General features: G+C 51.4%; 16 protein-coding genes. 9 read left to right on the top strand and 7 right to left on the bottom strand.

From position 1 onward, the window contains the following. Nucleotide 1: 1 nt before the first annotated feature. Complete coding sequence (locus GW590_RS00480) at nucleotides 2-1,138, bottom strand: efflux RND transporter periplasmic adaptor subunit (protein ID WP_169401074.1); 1,137 nt, start codon at nucleotides 1,136-1,138, stop codon at nucleotides 2-4. A gap of 662 nt (nucleotides 1,139-1,800) precedes the next feature. Here GW590_RS00480 and GW590_RS00475 point away from each other — a divergent pair. Continuing rightward, the gene (locus tag GW590_RS00475) at nucleotides 1,801-3,396 is read left to right on the top strand and encodes a PTS transporter subunit EIIC (RefSeq protein WP_169401073.1); all 1,596 of its coding nucleotides are present in this window, start codon (nucleotides 1,801-1,803) and stop codon (nucleotides 3,394-3,396) included. On the opposite strand, the gene GW590_RS00470 is transcribed toward GW590_RS00475, so the two are convergent. The 3 genes from GW590_RS00470 to GW590_RS00460 form a co-directional block, all read right to left on the bottom strand. Further along, entirely contained in the window at nucleotides 3,393-4,127 is a 735-nt protein-coding gene (locus GW590_RS00470) for a GntR family transcriptional regulator (RefSeq protein ID WP_169401072.1), read from the bottom strand. The genes GW590_RS00475 and GW590_RS00470 overlap by 4 nt on opposite strands. Nucleotides 4,128-4,385: 258 nt before the next feature. Then, nucleotides 4,386-7,235 (bottom strand): hypothetical protein, encoded by a 2,850-nt coding sequence (locus GW590_RS00465; protein ID WP_169401071.1) that lies wholly within the window; start codon nucleotides 7,233-7,235, stop codon nucleotides 4,386-4,388. A gap of 785 nt (nucleotides 7,236-8,020) precedes the next feature. Further along, nucleotides 8,021-9,751 (bottom strand): ABC transporter ATP-binding protein/permease, encoded by a 1,731-nt coding sequence (locus tag GW590_RS00460; RefSeq protein ID WP_169401070.1) that lies wholly within the window; start codon nucleotides 9,749-9,751, stop codon nucleotides 8,021-8,023. Between the two features lie 161 nt (nucleotides 9,752-9,912). Here GW590_RS00460 and GW590_RS00455 point away from each other — a divergent pair, with 161 nt between their 5' ends. Beyond that, a complete protein-coding gene (locus GW590_RS00455) occupies nucleotides 9,913-10,632 on the top strand; it encodes a tetratricopeptide repeat protein (RefSeq protein WP_169401624.1) in 720 nt (239 codons plus the stop codon). 18 nt (nucleotides 10,633-10,650) lie between these two features. Here the strand turns inward: GW590_RS00455 and GW590_RS00450 are convergent, their stop codons facing one another. Beyond that, nucleotides 10,651-11,592 (bottom strand): LysR family transcriptional regulator, encoded by a 942-nt coding sequence (locus GW590_RS00450; RefSeq protein WP_169401069.1) that lies wholly within the window; start codon nucleotides 11,590-11,592, stop codon nucleotides 10,651-10,653. 162 nt (nucleotides 11,593-11,754) lie between these two features. On the opposite strand from GW590_RS00450, the gene lysA reads away from it, so the two are divergent. Next, nucleotides 11,755-13,026 carry a diaminopimelate decarboxylase gene (lysA, locus tag GW590_RS00445; protein ID WP_169401068.1) on the top strand — a complete coding sequence of 424 codons (1,272 nt, stop codon included), beginning with the start codon at nucleotides 11,755-11,757 and terminating at the stop codon, nucleotides 13,024-13,026. Nucleotides 13,027-13,150: 124 nt separating this feature from the next. Here the strand turns inward: lysA and GW590_RS00440 are convergent, their stop codons facing one another. Further along, nucleotides 13,151-13,522, bottom strand: a complete 372-nt coding sequence (locus GW590_RS00440; RefSeq protein ID WP_169401067.1) for a PTS lactose/cellobiose transporter subunit IIA — start codon at nucleotides 13,520-13,522, stop codon at nucleotides 13,151-13,153. A 269-nt stretch (nucleotides 13,523-13,791) separates the two neighbouring features. Here GW590_RS00440 and GW590_RS00435 point away from each other — a divergent pair, with 269 nt between their 5' ends. From GW590_RS00435 to GW590_RS00415, 5 genes are all read left to right on the top strand, one after another. After that, nucleotides 13,792-15,138: a PTS sugar transporter subunit IIC gene (locus GW590_RS00435; protein WP_169401066.1), complete on the top strand. Its 1,347-nt coding sequence runs from the start codon at nucleotides 13,792-13,794 to the stop codon at nucleotides 15,136-15,138. 20 nt (nucleotides 15,139-15,158) lie between these two features. Then, complete coding sequence (locus GW590_RS00430; RefSeq protein ID WP_169401065.1) at nucleotides 15,159-16,595, top strand: glycoside hydrolase family 1 protein; 1,437 nt, start codon at nucleotides 15,159-15,161, stop codon at nucleotides 16,593-16,595. 14 nt (nucleotides 16,596-16,609) lie between these two features. Further along, on the top strand, nucleotides 16,610-16,927 hold the full coding sequence (locus GW590_RS00425) for a PTS sugar transporter subunit IIB (RefSeq protein ID WP_169401064.1): 318 nt from the start codon (nucleotides 16,610-16,612) through the stop codon (nucleotides 16,925-16,927). Nucleotides 16,928-17,011: 84 nt separating this feature from the next. Next, nucleotides 17,012-17,785 carry an FCD domain-containing protein gene (locus GW590_RS00420; protein WP_169401063.1) on the top strand — a complete coding sequence of 258 codons (774 nt, stop codon included), beginning with the start codon at nucleotides 17,012-17,014 and terminating at the stop codon, nucleotides 17,783-17,785. 4 nt (nucleotides 17,786-17,789) lie between these two features. Next, entirely contained in the window at nucleotides 17,790-18,248 is a 459-nt protein-coding gene (locus GW590_RS00415; protein ID WP_169401062.1) for a GNAT family N-acetyltransferase, read from the top strand. Between the two features lie 418 nt (nucleotides 18,249-18,666). Here GW590_RS00415 and galR read toward each other — a convergent pair whose 3' ends face one another. After that, nucleotides 18,667-19,671: an HTH-type transcriptional regulator GalR gene (gene galR / locus GW590_RS00410; RefSeq protein WP_169401061.1), complete on the bottom strand. Its 1,005-nt coding sequence runs from the start codon at nucleotides 19,669-19,671 to the stop codon at nucleotides 18,667-18,669. Nucleotides 19,672-20,064: 393 nt separating this feature from the next. Here galR and GW590_RS00405 point away from each other — a divergent pair, with 393 nt between their 5' ends. Then, a complete protein-coding gene (locus tag GW590_RS00405) occupies nucleotides 20,065-22,323 on the top strand; it encodes a molybdopterin guanine dinucleotide-containing S/N-oxide reductase (protein WP_169401060.1) in 2,259 nt (752 codons plus the stop codon). The last annotated feature ends 526 nt before the right edge of the window (nucleotides 22,324-22,849 follow it).

Genomic DNA, 22,849 nt, shown 5'->3' with positions numbered 1-22,849 from the left:
TCTATTGCGCGGATGGGTCAGTCATTGACAGATTTGAGTCCACTTTAGCTTCCGCTGCTTTGCGCTCGCTGGCGTTAACTTTGGCGCCGACATGAACATTTTGCAGTCCATTGGCGATCACTTTATCGCCGGCATTCAGGCCTGACGTCACCAGCCAGTTGCCAGACATCATCTGACCGGTGGTGATAGTACGTTGTTCTACCGTATTGTCGGCTTTCACTACGTAGACATAAGGTTTGCCCTTGTTGTCATGCATGATCGCTTCTTGAGGAACCAGAATACCGTTCTCCTCTACGGCCTGGCTTAGTGTGGCATGGACGAACATGCCTGGCAGCAAGACGTCTTTCGGGTTAGGGAAGGAGGCGCGCAGGGTTACTGAGCCGGTGCCCTGGTTAACGGTAACTTCGGAGAATTCCAGTTTGCCCGGCAGCTGATATTGGCTACCATCTTCCAGTGTCAGGCTAACCTGTGCAGCGTTGGCCCCGGCCGAGGTCAGTTTGCCTTCCGCTAATGCCCGGCGCAGACGCAACAAATCCAGCGATGATTCACTGACATCGACATAAATAGGATTCAGTTGGTCGATGGTGGCAAGGTCGGTGGTTTGCCCGCTGGTGACCAATGCCCCTTCGGTTACGGATGAGCGGCCAATATGCCCGGAAATTGGCGCATACACTTTGGTGTATTGCAGATTAACGCGGGCGGTTTCCAGGTCGGCTGCAGCTTCACCGGTGGCGGCTACCGCATTGTCATAGACCTGACGGCTAACGGCTTGTGATTCCACCAGACCTTTGTAGCGGGTAGAGGTTGCCGCAGCACTTTTCCAGGTGGCCATCGCTTTATCGTAGGCAGCCTGATAGGTGGCGGGGTCAATCTGATACAACTGCTGACCCGCTTTGACTTCGCTACCTTCGACAAAAGTACGTTTAAGGATAACACCGCTGACCTGTGGACGGACTTCCGCCGTTCTGACCGCAGAAGTACGACCAGGCAAGCTGGTGGTCAGGGTAACAGGTTGAGATTGCAGGGTAACGACTTCAACAGCCGGTGCCTGGGCTGGCGCTTGTGCCGCCGGACCAGCAGAGCCATCGCAAGCAGAAAGCAGTACCACTGTACTGATAGAAAGAACCTTCAGGCGCATAGAATTCACTCTCTTGATGGGCTTGAGAACAATCGTTCTCAATAAGTCCCCCACTATACGAGAGCCGCCGCATTCCCTCTGTAAGGATTTGGTGACGATATATGTCAAAATAATTCATAACGGTGGTGAATTTCATAATGCTTAAACCGTGTTATCTGTAAGGTTTATCTGTTTTTATGTTAATTTACAACAAATAGTACGATATTAATAACATAGTAAACTACTTTTTTGGCTGTTGGCAGTAAGATATTCTGTTTGTACTGGCTGAAATTTTCGCCAGAGGAGTGTGATCTGGATCAAAATAGCACATACTTTTTAACAGTGAACTAACGAGAAAAGTCTGCAGGTTGGAGAGGAATACCGTTAAGTTATCTATCGAGAGCGAGCAGTTCTCATATTTGCTTTGTTGCAACCGTAATCACCAACCACGGTGTCTCGCAGCCCCAATGCCCACAGTCCGATGTGGGCTTTTTTTTTGCCCCCTTCTTCGCTGTGCCATACAGAGGTTCCTGGTGCGCACGTCTTTTCCAAATTGTATCTGATTTGTTGGTAATATGTGATCGGATTCATAGTCCTGACTTATATGTCTATACAGCTATACCTTCTCTGCCTTTACTCAAGTAGCAACATTTTTTATGCGTTGACCCTGAGGGAAAAAATACATGATTAAATTAGGCAGCAAAATCCACGACTTGGGAAAGGCTCTGATGACGCCTATTTCCGTTATTGCGGCGGCGGGGATTTTTCTCGGTCTGGCCTCGGCATTGCAGAACCCGACGATCATGGGCGACAGTTTCACCCATATGAAGTCATTGCAGCTGGTGATCGGCTTTATCCGTCAGGTATCAGGTGCGCTGTTTGCCAATTTGCCGCTGTTTTTTGCCGTTGCCACCGCCATGGGACTGGCCAATGCAGAGAAGGCTACCGCCGCCTTTTCCGCAGTGATCGGTTTTGTTGGTTTGCATATCGGCGTTAACTACAGTTTGCTGGCACAAAATATTACCCCGGCAACCATCAGCGTGGCGCACCTTACCGCTCAGGGCATGCCCGCCAGTGAGGCAATGATCTATACCGCGGAGTTCACCAATACGCTGGGGATCTTTACTTACAATATGAGCGTGCTGGGTGGGGTGTTGGCAGGACTGATCACCATGTGGCTGCATAATCGCTTCTATACCATTACGCTGCCGACGGCGATTGCGTTTTTTGGTGGCCGCCGCTTTGTGCCGATCATCACCATCCTGGTGTTGCCGATAGTCGGGGTGTTGTTATCGCTGGTCTGGCCTTCTATTGCGCTGGGGATCCAGTGGGTTGGCGAATTGATAGGCCGTACCGGTGAGATAGGGACCTTTATCTATGCCGCCTCGGAGCGCCTGCTTATCCCTACCGGTCTGCACCATATTATTAATGAAACCGTGCGCTTTACCCCCATCGGTGGCGTGACGACCCTGGATCATCAAAGCGTGGTCGGTGCACTAAATATTTTTAATGCCGCTTTGTCTAATCCCGGTGCCATCAGTGATGATATTACGCGTCAGGCCACGCGCTTTTTGGCGCAGGGTAAAATTCCGGTGATGATGTTTGGCTTGCCTGCAGCGGCGCTGGCCATGTACCACTGCGCCAAACCCGAGCATAAGGGCAGGGTCAAAGCCTTGATGTTGGCCGGTGCTCTGGCTTCTTTTACCACCGGTATCACTGAGCCGCTGGAATTCTGCTTTATTTTTGTTTCGCCCGTGCTCTATGTGCTGCACGCAGTATTAACCGGTCTCTCTTTTGTGCTGATGCAATTGCTGCAGGTGATGATTGGCAATGTGCAGGGGGGCGCTATTGACTGGGTAATTTTCGGTATTCTCGGTGGCAGTAAAACCCATTGGTGGTATCCGCTGATGCTGGGGATCATCTATGCGCCGCTGTACTACTTTTCCTTTCTCTGGGTGATCTTGCGTATGCAGGTGAAAACGCCGGGGCGAGAAGATGACAGCGATATTGAAACGACATCTAGCGATCCGCAGGCTAGTGATGGCAAAACCGCCAATATCATTAAAGGCTTGGGTGGCGAAGGCAATATTGTCGATGTTGACTGCTGTTTCACGCGCTTGAGAGTCAAGGTCAAAGATATGACCCAGGTGGTGGACAAAACGCTGATGACTACCGGCGCGATGGGGGTGAAGCGGGTGACGGAAACCGATGTACAGGTGATTTATGGACCGCAGGTCGAACAGATTGCCAACCAGGTAAAAACTCGACTCGCCAGTTAGCAGCGAGCCTCAACGCTAAATCGATAATCGCGCTGGTTATAGTAAATATCAGAGACCTCAAAAGGTGTCTTATCGCTAAAAAACGCCAATGAGCGGGCATGTAAAATTGGCTCATCACGCGATAAATCAAGGGCCTGACGGATCTTGTTGGCCGGTAACTCTGCCGAAATCTGTTTGGTGCTACCCGCGGGCGAGAAACCGCGTTCACGCAGGTAAGCATATTTTGACTGGGTAAGGGCTTCACGGGTCAGATCCGGGAACGGCTCAGCAAGCATCCAGGTTTTTTCATAAACAAAAGGTTTTTGATTGAGCATCCGCAGGCGGATCATAAAATACACCGTGCTGCCGACGGGGATATTAAGCAGTGCGGCAATTTCCGCCTCGGCGCTAACCTGGCAAAACTCCAGTACCTGATTCTCAATGGCCAGATGCAACTCTTCAGCAATTTCGGTGGAGCTAAAATGGCGATCGAGGGGTAATACCGCTTTTTGCTTATCGCTATTGTCGATAACAAAAGTGCCTCGGCCACGAAAACGCGCCACCCGTCCCTGTCTGACCAGATAGTCAACCGCCTTGCGGGCGGTCATTCTCGAAACGCCATAGATCTCGCAAAGTGCTGCCTCGGTGGGAATGGCGTCGCCAGGTTTAAGTTCTTTGGAGCTTATTTTTTCGGTAAGCTGTTGTTCTATTTGCAAATAGAAGGGTATAAGCGAGTTTTTATCAATTTTCATCGGCATTCCTGAATTGCAGGCAGTGCCACAACCCATAATGAGATATAGCTTCTGACAATTGTATAGTGAGCTATACAATTGACCAAGTGCCGTGTTGATTTCTGTGGACTATCGCCCAGAAAATGATTAAAAACTGATCGTTACGTGCGATCGCAGGTTTTCCCCGTTGATTTATGGGGACGGTTGCGCGTCTGCTGCTAAAAACCCCCAGAATGCCGTAGTGCTTCTGGGGGGATCCTTCAATGGGACGGTGCCGGATTAACTGGCTGGAACATCAATTTTGTACTCAACGGTACGCGGTTGTCTCCCTTCATCTGATTTAGTCGATGAAGGTTCAGACACCTCGAGTTGGAAAGTATAGGAACTGAGTAATTCACTTACCGGTGGTGTGATTTTTAATACCTCACTGACCGGCACAGCCCATTCTGGCAAGGATTGTTTATTGCCAAAATAATCAATATACGACCATACCAGTTTTAAGTTGCGACCATTTAAACCTTTTGTTGGTGCGCCAATCAACTCCATCAACTTGCCACCCGCCGGCGTCCCTTTGGGGGTGATGGTTGGGGCGACGATATTGGTATAGGCCGGGACATCTACGGTGTAGCTGCCACAACGTTCGAGGCGACCATCGCTAACCCGAAAATTGAAAATATGTTTTCCTTTCCCCTGGGGTAACGTCAGTTTCAGTTGATTTTTGTTCTCAACTGTAGCCCAGCTGGGAAGTTTGGCGTCATATTTGCCACAGGTATCGCTGGTTGAATACCCCCATTCTACGGAAAGAGCAGTACCGCTGATGTCCACAATGGGCATGCCCGTGAGTGACACTTCCTGCCCGCCCATGATTTCGCCAGCCTGGGAAGGGGTGACGGTAGGTTCTGGAAAATTAGCATAGACCGGTACTTTAATTTTATAGTCTTGATCGCGTGTTACCAGCTTATCGCTGACCTTAACACGGAAGGTAAACTCATTGGCATAGGCACTCGGCGGGAGTTGCAGCTTGAGCTTATTGCCTTCTGCTGTAGCCCATTTGGGTAAGCTGCCTTCATAACTGGACGAATACATCTCTTTCCACACTATGGTTAATTTGCTGCCATCCACGCCCTCGGTCGGAGTGGCGGTCAGTATCATCTCTTTACCGCCTTCCGCCGCGCCACTCGGGGTGATAACCGGTGTCGCAATATTGCTATAGGCTGGCAATTTGACCTGATAGTCCACTTCACGCGACACCAGTTTGTCGCTGACCTTAAAACGGAAGTTATAGTCATTGGCATAGGTAGAGGCCGGGAGGGTCAGTTTAAGGGTATTACCTTCTACAGTGGCCCAATTGGGTAAGCTGATTTCACTGCCGTATTGCGTTACTTGTTTCCAGGTGGTTGCCAAGTTTGACCCGTCAAGGCCTTTGATCGGGCTGCCGGTCAGCGTCATGGTTTTCCCGCCTTCAGCGACACCGCTTGGAGTGATAACCGGTGGCGACACATTGGTATAGCCTGGCACTTGAATTTTATAGTCCACGCTACGCTTCACCAGCTTATCGCCAGCATAAAAACGGAAGCTATACTCATTGGCATAGGTATAGGCCGGGAGCGTCAGCTTGAGTTTATTCCCTTCGACGGTTGCCCAATCTGGCAAGTTGGTTTCACTGCCGTATTGAGATAATTGTTTCCAGTTGATTGATAAGTCTGAACCATCAATACCCTGGATCGGCGTCCCGGTCAGCGTCATGGTTTTACCGCCCTCAGCGACACCGCCTGGGGTGATAACCGGTTGTGGCACATTACTATAAACAGGGACCTGGATTTTATAGTCTGTACTACGTGTCACCAGCTTATCGCCAGCATTGAAACGGAAGCGATAGTCAGCCGCATAGACATTGGCTGGGGGCGTCAGTTTAAGTCTATTGCCTTCTGCGACTGCCCAGTCAGGTAACTTGGTTTCAGTACCGTACTGGGATAATTGTTTCCAGAGAGTGGCTAATTTTTCCCCATCATAACCTGTTGTCGGGTTACCGATCAGTGTCATGGGCTTATTGGCTTCCGGTTTGCCTTCGGCTTTGATTATTGGGCGCGGAACATTATTCTGCCCTTCAGTTTGTACTCCGGAACGGGCGAAATCCGACTGGTAAGTTGGCCAAATTCTATCTGCAGTGCCGTCGTCATCGTTACCACGCAGATAAACCAGCTCGCTGCCGGTACCCACTGCCAGATCACTTAAGTGAGTAATCATCAGGTTACTGTAGTCGGGGCCATTTTTAGCCAGGCTTCCGCGTGTATCATTAAGTAACGCGCTCCAGTCAAGGAGTTGATGATCCTGTATTTCGGTTAAAGGCGTGACCGGTTTACTGGAGGAAACCTGTATGGCATCCAGCTTAAGGCCTTTCGGTTGCCCCCTGACCACCAGATTAATACGCTCTTGCTCACTGAGGGTGATATTTTCACATTCTGGCTGAATTGCCCACTGACTGATCGGGAACAGTTCGGCTTTAAAGGATCCGTCTTTACTGTTTGTGGCAAACAGGCTAGAGGTGAAACTGTTGTCGGCACGCTTGCTGCTACGGGCAGAATAAATCAGACCATTGTCATCGATAACCGGCTGGCACCCCATAAACTGTCCCTGATAGGGAAGACGATGCTCCACCCATTTTTGTTCACCCTGTGGGGTGACGGCGACCAACCCATTTTGTTTGCTGCTGATAATAATGGCGCCATCGCCATCGATAGCCATCCCGGCGTTGGAGATTTCATCACTGCTAAAAGGCAGGGGGAAGCTCCACAGGGGAGTGATCTCGCGGGGGCCAAATGTCAGGGCATGTAATGACGTTTTGGTTGTGATATAGATCTTGCCGGCAAACCGACTATTACTTTTTGTTTGTTGCGGGCTGACCAAGACCACTGGTTGTCCGACAATAGGTTCATTGAAGGCGGCTACTTTAGCCACATTGTCGGTAGGGATACGCATTACCAATTGACTGTTATTATCTTTTTTATGATTTTTGCCATAGAACAATACGGTATTTCCGGCAGGATCGCTGATAGTTGCCAAACCCGCGGGCGTATAATCATCATAGCTAACATAAGTATCAGCAATTTTTCCCGTAGAAGTATTCACGGAAATTATTCTAGTGAATCCCCCTTGGGCGCTGTTTTCTGTGAATTGCAGAATGGCGAGTCTTTGCTCATGATTTAACAGGGGAGCAGCAACAACCTTGCCTTTTATTTCTGTGGAAAATAATAGATTTTTAGTGTCATTGCTTAATACAGTAAGTTTTGATAAATATTTATCTGAATTAAATAATGCGAGGTAAATAAGTCGATCATTGCTTGCAGAACCGACAAGAGTATATCCTTTTTCAAAGGAATAACTCCCTGTTCGGTCAGAGGGTTTCTCTACTGGAAGCATTGCAAAGTTTTCAGTTTTGACTTCAGATTGCTGGGAAGAAGAGGGAATCGTTAAGGTTTTTTGGTTGGTAGCGTTAGCCGTAGATGCGATAGAAATGGCTATCGCCAGACAGGTTAGTCTGTATTTCATTTAAGTGTCCTTACTTAATAACAGGGGTATTCGGGAAATAGTTAACCATTCCTTATTATATAAGTCAATATAGATACAGTATTTACTGTGGCTGATGTATTTAATACGTATTAATATAACCACATTAAAATATATATTTAAATTGACTTGAGGTAATCGATTGTCGATAAATTAAATATGCTGAATGATTTCTGTTTTTTGATTGGATAAGTAGATGATGGTTTTAATATTTATAATATATTGTGAAAATCTAAAGTTTTTTAAACGCCTAAAATGACTGCTGCTAAAAACACCTCGGGCAAAAATAAAAGTTTGAGGTCGATGGTGACCCCAAACTTTTTGTAAACCCGCGAGCTTGCTTTGCGCTAGAGAACGGTTGCCGTCATATTACACTGACCATCATCCTGCTGGGTAAAGCGCCAGCAATGCTGATGATATTTCGCCACGCTATTGCGGTGCGCCACGCTGATCACACTCGTGTGCGGCAGTTTTTCCAGTAACAACTGGTACATGCGTTGTTCTGTATCGTCGTCGAGGGCGCTGGTGGCTTCATCGAGATACAGGATATCCGGTTTAATCAACATTGCGCGGGCAAAGGCCAGACGCTGTTGTTCGCCCGGAGAAAGACGCTGGCTCCAGTTGGCATATTGCTCAAGCGCCGGTTGCAGATGGCTCAGGCAACAGGCCTCAAGCACCTCACACAACCGCTCATCGCTATGATTGGCGCTCTCTTCCGGATAGCTCAGTCCTTCGCGCAGCGAGCCAATAGGAATATAGCTGCGCTGTGGCAGAAACAGCTGCTTCTTGCTGTCCGCCGTTTTAATCTCACCAGCCCCATAGGGCCAGACACCGGCAATGGCGCGTAGCAGGGTTGACTTGCCGCAGCCGGAAGGACCGGCTATCAGCACCCGACCGCCAGCCGCCAGCGAAGCACTGACCGCCGAGAACAGCGGATTGCCGTTGGGCAGATTAAGCGTCAGATTATGCAACTGCAGGTCATGTTCCTGGCTATGACCCAGCGCAATGCCACGCGGTTGCTCATTAACCTGATCAATGGCGGCATTAAAGCCTGCCAGACGGTTAACGCAGGCTTTCCAGCTGGCTAAATCACTAAATGCATTGATAAACCAGGATAAGGAGTCCTGTACCTGACCAAAGGCCGAGGAAATCTGCATTAGCAGGCCCATCTGGATAGCGCCGGAGAAATAGCGCGGTGCCGCCACCAGGATTGGGAAGATGATGGCAAACTGACCATAAAACGAACTGGCAAAATTAAGACGACGGCTAAGTCGCATAATTGACCACCAGTTGGAGCGAATGGCTTCAAAGTTGTCGGTTAACTGTTGTTTCTCGCTTTGTTCACCGTGGTAGAGGGCAATGGCATCACTGTTTTCACGGATACGGATCAGTCCGAAACGGAAGTTTGCCTCAAACCATTCCTGGTTAAAGCTCAGTTTTACCAGCGGACGGCCAATCAGGCCGACAACCAGCGATCCGATCAGCGCATACAGCAGGGCGAACCACAGCATATAGCCGGGAATGGTGATCTGCTGTGCGCCAAGCATAAAGCTGATTGGCCCGCTGACCGACCACAAAATGGTGATAAAAGAGAACAGGGTCACCAGGCTGGAAAGCAGTCCCAGCGTCAATGACAGGGTACCGGAGGTCAGGGCATTGAGATCGGCGGCAATACGCTGATCGGGGTTATCCACCTGATGCTGATGTTCGGTATAGTAATAGGCGTGATTGCTTAACCACTTATTCATATACTCGTTGGTCATCCAGCGCCGCCAGCTCATTTGCAGCCCCTGGGTCAGATAGACCTTGTAGATACTGACAACAATAAAAATCAGTGCCAACCAGCTGAATTTAAATAATTGTTGCTTAAATATCGGGAAGTTTTTGTTTTGCAGCGCATCATAAAACACCCTGTTCCATTCATTGAACTGTACGCTGAGGTAGACAGAGGAGAGGGAGAGAATGACGATTGCGGCCAACATGCCCCAGGCTTTCCACTTTTCTTCGGACTGCCAATAAGGCTTAATCAACTGCCAGACAGCACGCCAGCGTGCCGATTTCCCAGGTTTTTGAGTCATAAATAGCCATATAAAAAAGTAATAAGCGGTAGTGCCTAATCATCACAGAATGAGTGACCATATGCGAGAGAGCAATGCCTGACTTGTAAGGATGTTTTTCCTTAAGCACAATGACACACCTTGATTTTGGCCAATTGGCCAGCGAGACAAAGGGGAAAATGATGAAAGTCTGGCTACCTGCGTGCTTAGTCGCAGGATGTTTTTTATGCCCGTCGGCTTGGGCAAAAATTGATGAACCTGATATTAAAGCGGATTGTTTAAAAACCGGCATCTATGCTTCTGCGGGAAAAGTCGCTTACCAACAGGGAGATTATGCCAAAGCGCAGGAGCTGTTTCGCGATCAGGTTGCCTGGAGTGAATTCTGTCATTTGCCCGCCAGCGCTACGTCCGTGGCCTATAACAATATTGCCCTGACCTATCTGCATCTGGGGCAATATGGCAAGGCGTTGGCCTGGCTTGGTCTGGCGTCGCAGCAGGACCAGAAAACCCGAGTTAATCTGGCGCAGGTGCAGAGCAAACTGGCGCTTAAGCCGCTGGCAGAAGGGCCGACAGGTCTCTACTGGCAATATGCCGGGCAGGGCAGTTGGAACACCCTTGAGGTCAAACCGGAAGGAAGCCAGTTTGTGATCCATTTTAGCGGCTTGTCGATGGGGGCCATGTCGTTGTACTACGGCCCCAATACCGGCGAATTTTCCACGGTGACGACGATCAAAGATCAGCAGGCAGTTTATCAGGGGATAAACGATGAGAACGCAGGGGGCGCGGATTGTCGCGTAACCATGAATTTCTCCAGGCAAAGCGCTGTGCTGAACACGGTTGGCGATTGCGGCTTTGGTCACAATGTGTCGGCAGCGGGCACTTTTCAGCGTGTGAGCGAATAAGCGCCGCGTGCCAGTTTTTTAGCGGCTAAGGGCGTTAGCCAGCCGCAGCGGAAAGCGGGTCGCCTGCTGGTGGCAATAGTCGATAAAGGTATCGACAAGCGTTGAAGCAGGGCGATGCTGTGGGCGGATCAGACTAACCGTAAAGGGCACTGACTCACTGAAAGGACGGATCACCACTCTTCCGGCCCCCTCGCGCTCCGGCTGTGCATACTCCAGCGCGGTGAGCGGGTTAACGATAGAAACGCCGATGCCCTGGGCCACCATACTGCATACCGAGGCGGCGCTGTGGGTTTCCATTACCAGGCGTCGCACAACCCCCTGTTCACTAAACAGCGTATCCAACAGTTGGCGATAGCTATCCGTCGCCGACAGGCTGATAAAATTCACTCCCTGAAAGTCCTGCGGCGTCAGGCTGGCCTTTTCCGCCAGCGGGTGATCCACCGGTAATACGCAGACTTCATTAAGCGTTAGCAATGTCTGCCTGTCGGTGCCCGCTGGCGTATGCGGGTTTTCGGTAATGCCCAGATCATGGCGTTGGGCCGACAGCCACTCTTCCAGCAGCGGCGATTCCTGCGGCACAATATTAAAACTGGCTTCCGGATAATGCGCCAAAAATGGCTGACAGATCGCCGGCAGCAATGACTGGCTAAATACCGGCAGGCAGACGATCGACAGCTGCGCCTGTTCAAACTGGCGGATCCCCGCGGCGGCATTAATAATGCGATCGAGGCCGTAATAGGAGCGCTGCACTTCTTCAAACAATCTTAAACCTTGCGCGGTAGGAAACAGCCGTCCTCGCAGACGCTGAAACAGTTGCAGATTAAGCAGCTTTTCACATCGGGCCAGTTCGCGACTGACCGTCGGCTGCGAGGTTTGCAACAGCGCTGCCGCTTCGGTGAGATTGCCGGTGGTCATCACCGCATGAAAGATTTCTATATGGCGTAGTGACAGGGCTGACATGATCGCTCCTTTATGCGGCAAAGGTATATCATAAATGAATAGACTCCGGCGAAATAGATATTTTATCCCCGATGTTTGCCGCGCCATAATAGCGTCATAACCTTGACTTCCCTATTGCCTGAGTCTGCGGTCATCAAGACGGCGTGCTCAACGGAGAACCTGATGCCATTTGCCCTCAATGATCGAAATACGGCGTTAAACAGCGCCAATCTTCTGCAAGTTGTGCAACAGTTTGGCTGTCCGGTCTGGGCCTATGACGCACAGATTATTCAACAGCGTATTGCGCAACTGCGTCAGTTTGATGTTATCCGTTTTGCCCAAAAAGCCTGTTCCAATATTCATATTCTGCGCCTGATGCAGCAACAAGGCGTCAAGGTCGATTCCGTGTCATTGGGCGAAATCGAGCGTGCGCTGCATGCCGGTTTTAAACCGGGATTTAAGTCCGGTGAAGCCAGCGAAATCGTGTTTACCGCCGATTTGATCGACCAGGCAACGCTGGATCGGGTGACGGAACTGTCGATCCCGGTCAATGCCGGATCGATTGATATGCTCGAGCAGATCGGTCGCCAAAAGCCGGGTCATCCGGTGTGGCTGCGCGTTAACCCCGGTTTTGGTCATGGCCATAGCCAGAAAACCAATACCGGTGGCGAAAACAGCAAACACGGTATCTGGTACGCCGATCTGCCGCAGGCACTGGCAAAAATTCAGGCTTATCAGCTAAAACTGGTCGGTATCCATATGCATATTGGTTCCGGTGTGGACTATCAGCACCTGGAGCAGGTGTGCGATGCCATGGTGCGCCAGGTGATTGAACTTGGGCAGGATATTGAGGCGATTTCCGCTGGCGGCGGTTTGTCGATCCCTTACCAGTTTGGTGAAGAGTCGATTGATACCCACCACTATTTTGGTTTGTGGAACCGCGCCCGTGAGCAGATTGCCGCACATCTCGGCCATCCGGTGGCGCTGGAAATTGAACCCGGGCGTTTTCTGGTGGCTGAGTCTGGTGTGCTGGTGGCGCAGATCCGCGCCGCCAAGGGGATGGGCAGCCGTCACTTTGTGCTGGTCGACGCCGGTTTTAACGACCTGATGCGTCCGTCAATGTATGGCAGCTATCATCATATTTCACTGCTACCAGCCGATGGCCGCGATATCAGCCAGCTACCGCTGCGCGAATCAGTGATTGCCGGACCCTTATGTGAATCCGGCGATGTCTTTACGCAACAGGCCGGTGGCGGTGTCGAAACCCGTCATTTGCCGCAGGCAGAAATTGGCGACTATCTGGTGTTCCACGACACCGGTGCTTACGGTGCCTCCATGTCTTCCAACTACAATAGCCGTCCGCTGCTGCCGGAAGTGCTGTTTGAAGATGGCATCCCGCGCTTGATCCGCCGCCGTCAGACCATTGATGAGTTACTGGCCCTGGAACTTATCTGAATTGTCCCCGGATGACAAAGTCGTCCTGATGATCGAGATACACGGGCATAGTGCACCCAGGGGCGCTCCGGCGGGTAAGCCCGCTACCACCCCAAGGGTGCACTCTCCCTTAAAACGGGCTTTGTCAGCAGTCTGATCCTTGCACCGCATGGTCCAGGAGGTGAGGACCTCTATGTGCCGCCCCCGCATACATCTCCTTTCTTAGCATTACCATCTCTTCAGCCAGATCACGGCATAATATCGCGGTCATCAAGTGATCCTGTGCATGCACCATAATCAGTGTGATGGGAATTTTACCGCTACCCTCATCGAGTCCAATCAATTGCGTTTGCACTTTGTGCGCCTCGCGCGCAGCCTGTTGCGAGGCAGCCAACTGTTGATCTGCTTCTTCCCACGCCTGTTTGCGCGCGCTCTGAATGGCCAGCATGGCGCAAGAGCGCGCTTCTCCCGCATTAATCAGCAGTTCCATCATGGTCTGTTCCAGGTCTATGCTCATCGCGAAATCCATATTGGCATACCAAAATTGGTGTAACTCACTATATTGGAATTCCAATATTCGCTTCTGAGAATAAGATCACAGAAAATAAGCCAAATCAGGCTATTTTTTGGTATGCCAGATGATTGGTTAATAAATTTTTCTGGCAAAAGGAGGCATCATGCATGGACGTTAACCCTACATCAGACCAGCTAGATCCATAACATCTTGTTTCGGCAGCCGTATGGCGCACGAGACAACATAATGATGCTATAAACAGAGGTGCTGTCATGTCCTTTAAAGACCGTTTGATCGATTCCCTCGGGGGCTTTGCTAATACCTTTAACAGCCTGCGTTATATAATGGCTATTAAGGCCGCTTTTATAACCTTGATGCCGGTTATTATTGTTGGCGCATTCTCGGTGCTTATTTCCAATATGGTGATGGATCCGAAAAATGGTCTGGCGCATTTTGAGTGGTTTGCCTTTCTTGCCAGCCTGAAGCCGATTATGACCAGCATTAATTATGCCACGCTGAGTTTTCTGACTATCGGTGCGGTATTTTTAATTGGTATTGAACTGGGGAAAATTAATGGTTCTCGCTCGTTATTTCCCGGTCTGTTGGCGGTGATCTGCTTTATTGCCGTAACGCCGACCACGCTGGATATGATGGTGAATGGTCAGATGCAGGAGGTCAAAGACGTACTGGCCAAACAGTTCTCAGATACCAAAAGTCTGTTTCTGGGCATGTTTATTGCCATTTTGTCGGTGGAGATTTATTGCAAACTCGAATCCTTTGACCGCCTGCGTATAAAAATGCCGGAAAGTGTGCCGCCTAATGTCTCAGCCTCCTTTTCCGCGCTAATCCCGGCGATTATTACCGTTGTGGTGGTGGCTACCTTTGGCTTTGTCTTTCATCAGCTAACCGGTATCTATCTCTACGATGCGGTCTATCAGGTGATCCAGCGTCCGCTGGAGTCGGTGATGCAAAGTTTGCCGGGGATCCTGCTGCTGATGTTCGTGGCGCAGCTGTTCTGGGTGATTGGCATTCACGGCAACCAGATGATTAAACCGATCCGCGAACCTCTGCTGCTGGGGGCGATTATGGTCAATATGACCGCCTTTGAGCAGGGCAAAGAGATCCCCAATATTATTACCATGCCGTTCTGGGACGTCTATATGAGCATTGGCGGTTCCGGTTGCACCATAGGGCTGTTGCTGGCGGTGCTAGTGGCCACGCGGCGTAAAGAGATGAAAGAGATTGCCAAGCTTTCACTCGGGCCAAGCTTCTTTAATATCAATGAGCCGGTGATTTTTGGTATGCCGATCATGCTCAACCCGATCCTTGCCATTCCCTTTATCATTACCCCGCTGATCACCGGCACTATCGGCTATTTCGCCACCAGCCTCGGTTTTGCCGGGCGCGCGGTGGTGATGGTGCCCTGGACCACGCCACCGGTGATCAATGCCTGGCTCTCCACCGCCGGTTCCATGGGCGCGGTGGTGACGCAACTGCTGTGTATTGCCGTAGCCACAACCATTTACCTGCCATTTGTCAAAGTGGCCTCTCGTCGTGCCGAACAGGCGCAGAAAGAAGCCAGGCAGGAGTCATCTGCGGCGGTACAGCGTCCGATCTGAATCCTAAAAAGAGGTAAGTCATGAGCAAGGTTTCTCTCGCAATTCCGCAAGATTTTATCCTTGGGGCGGCGGCTTCCGCCTGGCAGACAGAAGGCTGGAGTGGGAAAAAAGCGGGTCAGGATTCCTATCTCGACCTGTGGTATAAACACGATCGCCATGTCTGGCATAACGGTTACGGGCCTGCGAAGGCCACCGATTTTATCCACCGTTATCAAGAAGATATTGCCCTGATGAAAGCCAGTGGTCTGACGCATTTTCGCACGTCGATTAACTGGTCTCGTTTTTTGCTTGATTATGAAAATGCCACCGTCGATGAGGAGTACGCCAGTTATCTTGATGCAGTGATTGACGAGCTACATCGCCAGGGCATTGAGCCGATGCTCTGTCTGGAACACTATGAGCTGCCCGCTTATCTGCTTGAAAAATATGATGGCTGGAGTTCCAAAAAAGTCGTTGAGCTGTTTGTTCTCTATGCTGAAAAAGCCTTCGCGCGTTTTGCCGGCAAGGTGACCCGCTGGTTTAGTTTTAACGAGCCGATTGTGGTGCAGACCCGCGTTTATCTGGATGCTCTGCGCTGGCCCTACGAACAAAATACCGGCAAGTGGATGCAGTGGAATCATTATAAAGTTCTGGCGACGGCAAAGGTCGTGGCGCTGTTTCGTCAGCGGGGTTATTCCCGCAATGGCAGCATTGGCGTGATCCTTAACCCGGAAGTCACCTATCCACGTTCCAGTGCGCCCCATGACCTACAGGCCGCCCATCTTTACGATCTGTTTTATAACCGCGTGTTTCTCGACCCCTTAATCAAGGGAGAGTATCCGCACGAGTTACTCGATTTACTGGCCAAACATCAGGTGGACTTTGCCTGTAACGAAGAAGAGCTGGCGCTGATCCGTGACAATACCGTCGATGAGGTGGGCATTAATCTTTATTACCCGCATCGGGTAAAAGCGCCGAGTCACCAATGGAATAAAAACACGCCTTTCCATCCTGCGTGTTATTACGAACATTTCGAACTGCCTGGCCGTCGTATGAACAAGTCTCGCGGCTGGGAGATCTATCCAAAAATTGTTTACGATATGGCGATGCGCATAAAAAGCGAATACGGCAATATCCCCTGGTTTATCTCTGAGAATGGTATGGGCATAGAAGACGAAGGCCGTTTTCGCAGCGCCGAAAATGGCGAAATTCAGGATGATTATCGTATTGAATTTATCGCCGAACATATTTACTGGGCGTTAAAAGCCCGCGAGGACGGTGCCAATTGCCAGGGGTATATGCTGTGGGCCTTTACCGATAATGTTTCCCCGATGAATGCCTTTAAAAACCGTTACGGATTAATCGAAATAGATTTAGAAAACAGCTTGCAGCGTCGCCAGAAAAAATCATCCCATTGGTTTAATACCCTGGCCACCACACGTCGCCTGGCATTAACCCTCGACGACGAAGATAAATAACCCGGAGAGATTGCATGAAACGCATTGTATTAGCCTGTTCCGCCGGTATGTCGACTTCCCTGGTGGTTACCAAAATGGAAAAAGAGGCGGCGGCCCGCGGTTTGGAATATAAAATTTATGCCATTGCCGAACAAAACCTGCGCGATGAACTGGAGGCCTATGGCGCAGAGGTTATCGCCGTATTACTTGGGCCGCAGGTACGTTTTAAACTGACCGAGAATAAAAAACTGACCGATCATTACCAGATCCCCATCGCGGTGATTGATTCTGTAGCCTATGGCACCTTAAATGGCGCAAAGGTACTCGATCAGGCGCTGGGTTTGGTAGACTAGGCCGTAACGAGGAGGGCTTGCCTGGCGCACGTCCTCTTTTCACGGGACATATTTTGCGGTTGCTGCCGCTGTTAAGGTGACAAAGTGGATAAGGCCGTCGTTTCCCAGGAAAAAAAACAATATCAGGAAATAGGGCATGACCTGCGTGAGAAAATCAAACAGGGACATTTCGCAATGGCTACCCGTCTGCCGCCAGAAAGGAATATGGCTGAAACCTACGGTGTAAGCCGCACTATCGTTCGTGAAGCGCTGCTGATGCTTGAGCTGGAAGGCATTGTCGATATTCGTCAGGGGTCGGGTGTTTATGTGGTGCGCATTCCCTCGGCGGAAGAGGGGCAAGACGAGTCGCTGTATCAGGGGCAGATCGGCCCGTTTGAAATCCTGCAGGCGCGCCAGTTGCTTGAAAGCAATATCGCTGCTTTTGCAGCCAAAATGGCCACCAAAAACGATATTGAAAATATGCGCCGCACGCTGGAGCAAGAGCAAAGCGCCATTGTGGCCAACGATGAAAGCGGCGACAACGATAAGCTGTTTCATCTGCTGATTGCCGGGGCGACACAAAACCAGATGTTGCTCGATTCGGTCAATAATATCTGGATGCATCGTGACTCGAGTCCGTTGTGGAAACAGCTGCACAGCCATATTGCCACCCGGGGTTACCGCTTAAAGTGGCTTGCCGATCACCAGAATATCCTCGCCGCCCTGCGCCGCCGCGATGTGATGGGATCTTACCAGGCCATGTGGCAGCATATGGAAAATGTCAAAAATACCCTGATGGAACTCTCCGACGTCGATGCCCCCGAGTTTGACGGCTACCTGTTTGAGTCGGTACCTATTTTTCAGGGCAAGTTGGTATAACGCCATGATCACTATTGAAAATTTGCGCGACTTTCCACAGCACCGCCAGCAGGTAATTGACTGGTTGTGGCAGGCGTTTGGCAGCGACAATAGCCGGGCATTTTTTGCCAGCGTGGTCGACAGCAGCCTGTCCACCGCCGATTTACCGCTGACATTTATCGCGCTGGAGAAAGAAAAAATCGTTGGCACCGTCGGGCTCTGGCGTTGTGATTTGATCAGCCGCCAGGATCTGACGCCCTGGCTGGCCGCGCTCTATGTCGATAAAGCCTGGCGGTCGCGCGGTTTGGGCAGACAGCTGCAGCATTTCGTTAGCCAATACAGTCAGTCAGCAGGCTTTCATGAGCTCTATTTATGGGCAACCTTCTCTGGCTACTACGAACAGCATGGCTGGCGGTATATTGGGGAGGGAGTGGAGTATCCGGACAAGGAGGTACGGCTCTATCACCGCACCCTGCGCCCTTGACGCCGTGGCGGCGTTGGCTGCCTTCACTCACCCGAATCACTTAGTGGTCTAAGCTCATCGGGATTCATTCAGTTGCCGCCTTGCCACAACGCCAATGGCTTTGGGTGGGACACCCTGCGTTCTTGACGCCGTGGCGGCGTTGGCTGCCTTCACTCACCCGAATCACTTAGCGGTCTAAGCTCATCGGGATTCATTCAGTTGCCGCCTTGCCACAACGCCAATGGCTTTGGGTGGGACATCCTGCGTTCTTGACGCCGTGACGGCGTTGGCTGCCTTCACTCACCCGAATCACTTAGCGGTCTAAGCTCATCGGGATTCATTCAGTTGCCGCCTTGCCACAACGCCAATGGCTTTGGGCGGGACACCCTGCGTTCTTGACGCCGTGGCGGCGTTGGCTGTCTTCGCTCAGCGGAATCACTTAGTGACCCAGATTACTGACCGAATGACGACGTACCAGCGTTGGGCTAAACATATTGGTGGTCTCTGGTAGCTGTTGCCCCTTTGCCAAGGCCAGTGCCAACTGGGCGGCCTGGGTGGCCATGGCCACCACCGGATAGCGAATGGTGGTCAATCGCGGGCGCAGATAGCGCGAAATCAACACATCATCAAAGCCCACCAACGAGATATCTCCCGGCACATCAATACCGTTATCGCTAAGCACCGACAGCGCGCCTGCGGCCATCGAATCGTTATAGCAGGTCACCGCCGTAAAGTTTTTGCCGTGGCCCAATAGCTCGGTAATCGCCTGCTCGCCGCCAATTTCGTCGGGTTCGGCGGCAATAATCAAACGCTCGTCAACCGCAATACCGTGTTCGCTCAGTGCATCCAGGTAGCCTTGCAGGCGATCGCGGGCGTCGGAGATATCATGATTGGAGCAGAGAATAGCAATGCGCTGGTGGCCGGATTGAATCAGGTGGCGCGTCGCCAGCCAGGCACCATAACGGTCATCCAGCGCTACGCAGCGGTGGGCAAACTCGGGCAGTGTCCGGTTGATCAACACCATACCGGGGATCTGTTGCATCAGACTGCTTAATTCATCTTCCGGCAGCATTTTGGCATGCACCACCAGCGCCGCACAGCGATGGCGGATCAATTGTTCGATAGCCTGCCGCTCTTTCTCCACATTATGGTAACCGTTACCAATTAGCAGAAAATTTCCGGTGGCATAGGCCACTTGCTCAACGGCTTTCACCATGGCACCAAAAAAGGGGTCGGAAACGTCGGCAACAATCAGCCCTAGTGTTTCCGTTGCCTGCTGCGCCAGTGCGCGGGCGTTGGCATTAGGATGATATTGCAGATGTTGCATCGCGCTCAGCACGGCATCGCGCGAGCTTTCGCTGGCTTTAGGGGAGTGGTTAATCACGCGTGAAACTGTTGCCACAGAAACACCCGCCAGTCTTGCGACATCCTTAATCGTAGCCATAATCAGTATCCAACGTATTGAGGGTAAGCGTTTACACCGGTCAGTCTTGCGGAAAATGCCGCCAGCCGCAAGGGATGGCGATCGCAACTTTGCAAAGCAACGGCCAGAAAACGGCGAATAATACCTATCCGTTGTCAGTAAATTAAGTGTTTTAAAGGGAAGTGGCGCTAATCAGCAAAATACCCGCCAGGCTGATAAGCAAGATGGCCGCCGTATTGTGCTGCCAATCGCCTCCCCTTTGGCGCTATAGCGTCGGATTCGTTTGCTTTATCTCAATTTGTGCTTTGAGTCTGCGCGACTGAGGATGCTATTTTATGGCTCATAATGATTGTCGCTCCGGCATGGCCAGGGGCGGCAGGCTTTTTTATTGAAAACACCTGCACAGAGAGACTCATGTCAATAAAACGCTACCCGCAACTGGCCCATTGGGGTGCCTATACTGCCGTTGTTGAAGATGGCCGCCTGATTCGTTGTGAGCCTTATTCTGCTGATGCCGATCCCTCGCCAATGCTCGACTCCATCCCGCAACTGGTCTATTCAGACAAGCGCATCCGTAAACCGGCAATCCGTCGCTCCTGGCTGCAGAAACGAGAAAACAGTGACCGAACCCTGCGCGGACGCGAAGATTTTGTGGAAGTGGACTGGGATGTGGCGCTCGATCTGGTGGCGGAAGAAAATCGCCGGGTGCGCGATCGTTATGGCGCATCGGGGATTTTTACCGGCTCTTACGGCTGGTCTTCTGCCGGACGTTTACACCATGCGCGCTCACTGGTGCGGCGTTTCTACTTTGCCGGTGGTGGTGGCGTGGACCAACAGGGCAACTATAGCTGGGGGGCGGCGCAGTTTTTCCTGCCCTATGTGATCGGCACCTTTACGCCGTTAACCGGACGCGTGACCTCCTGGCCCAGCGTGGTAGAGCATTGTGATATTTTGCTGGCCTTTGGCGGACTGGCGCTAAAAAATGCCCAGGTTGCCTCCGGCGGTGCGGTAGAGCACACGCTCAAACCGGCACTGGAGCAGTTGGCCAAAAAAGGCACGCCGGTGATTAATATCAGCCCGATGCGCGATGATTGCCCGGCGTTTGTCAATGCGGAGTGGATCCCCATTCGTCCCAATACCGATGCGGCCTTGATGTTGGCGCTGGCCTTTGAAATCCAGCGTAAGGAAGCACATGATCAGGCGTTTCTTGCCAGCCACTGTGTCGGCTATCCACAATTGGCCGACTATTTGCGTGGTGTCAAAGACGGTGTTGCCAAAACTCCTGAGTGGGCCAGCGCCATTACCGGCGTGCCTGCCGAGCGCATTGCCCGCCTTGCTGACCAGTTGATTGGCGTGCGCAGTTTTATTACCTGTTCCTATTCGGTTCAGCGTGCCCATCGCGGCGAGCAGCCTTACTGGATGATGATTGCGTTGTCGGCCATGTTGGGACAGGTGGGTCTGCCGGGCGGCGGCTTCTCCTTTGGTCATGGCTCAATGAACAGCGTCGGCAATCCGCGCTTTGACACGCCGGGACCAGCGGTCAGTACCGGACCCAATCCCTCTGGTTTGTCGATCCCGGTGGCGCGGATCAGCGATATGCTGCTCAACCCCGGACAGCCGTATGAATTTCAGGGCGAGACGCTCAACTATCCCGATATCCATCTGGTGCACTGGGCGGGTGGCAATCCTTTCCACCACCATCAGCAATTGAACCGTCTGGTTGAAGGCTGGCAGCGTCCCGATACGGTGATCGTGCAGGACAATGTCTGGACCTCGGCGGCGCAGATGGCTGATATCGTATTGCCTGCCACCACTTCGCTGGAACGTAATGATATCGGCGGCTCTTCCCGTGACCGTTTTGTATTGGCCATGCATCAGGCCATCGCTCCACAGCATCAGGCGCGTAACGATTACGATATTTTTGCCGAGCTGGCCGACCGTCTCGGTTATCGCGACACCTTTACTCAGGGCCGCGATGAAGCGAGCTGGCTGCAGCATATCTATAAGCAATGCGGTGAGGCGCAGCAAGGGACCGGCGTAGAGTGGCCTGACTTTGCTACCTTCTGGCAGCGCGGCTTTGTCGAACTGCCCACGCCGCAAAAAGATTATGTTTTCTTTGAATCTTTCCGCAAGAGTCCACGGGTTAATCCGCTCAGTACGCCAAGTGGCAAGATCGAGTTGTTCAGCCAGAAGATTGCCGATTATCAATACGAAGACTTTGCGCCGCATCCGCAATGGCAGCCGCCTGTCGAATGGCTGGGGGCCGAGACGGCGAAACAGTGGCCGCTGCATCTGATTTCGATTCAGCCGAAAGATCGTCTGCACAGTCAGCTGGATCAGACGCCATTGGTGCAAAGTAATAAAACTGCCGGCAAAGAGACCTTATATATGCACCCCCTCGATGCTGCCGATCGTTGTCTGCAGGACGGCGACCGCATCAAGGTGAGCAACGCGCGCGGCAGCTGTCTGGCCGGGGTCTCCTTTAGCGACGGTATCACCCGCGGCGTGGTGTTGATGTCCACCGGTGCCTGGTTTGATCCCGGTTTTGGTCAGCAATGGCAGGAAACCGAGCAGTCAGGTAATCCCAATGTCCTGACGTTGGATATTGGTACCTCAAGACTGACCCAGGGTCCCAATGCCATGAGTTGTCTGGTTGACGTATCGGCTGCCTGATCCTCACTGCTGGTTACACTTTGCCAATCAATGTTGCGATTGCCTGCTGGTGGCGACAAGGCGCCAGCGGCTACATTAACAGTCCCAGAGGTATTGATTGGTGGATCATCAGCACACCCTGTGTGTTGATACCGATTGAACTTGCACCAACCTACGCGGATGCGTAGGTTTTTTTTTTGCCCGCCATCCGCATTGCACTGCCGCGTCCGATAAAAACACCGCATCCTTACATCCATTGTGTCAATTTTACACTTGGTTGCATTTTGCGCATAACTCTTGCGATTGAAAAGTAGTGCATTTCGTTAGCTATCTCTAAAGTTGGTGGTCCCAGAGGTATTGATTGGTGAGTCATCCACTATGTTTTGCATGGGGATACCGATTAAATTTGCACCAACCTACGCAGATGCGTAGGTTTTTTTTTGCCCGTCATTTTTTCTCAAACTCCCGTTGAGCAGTCGTCAAGCCTTACCCGGCTATGCTAACCTCCTTAACTGCCTGTTCTTATTCGGATAGGGGTCAACTTAAG

This window comes from Rouxiella aceris, from assembly GCF_012933545.1.
In the GTDB taxonomy this organism is placed as follows: domain Bacteria; phylum Pseudomonadota; class Gammaproteobacteria; order Enterobacterales; family Enterobacteriaceae; genus Rouxiella; species Rouxiella aceris.
This window is presented reverse-complemented; position numbering and strand designations above follow the sequence as displayed.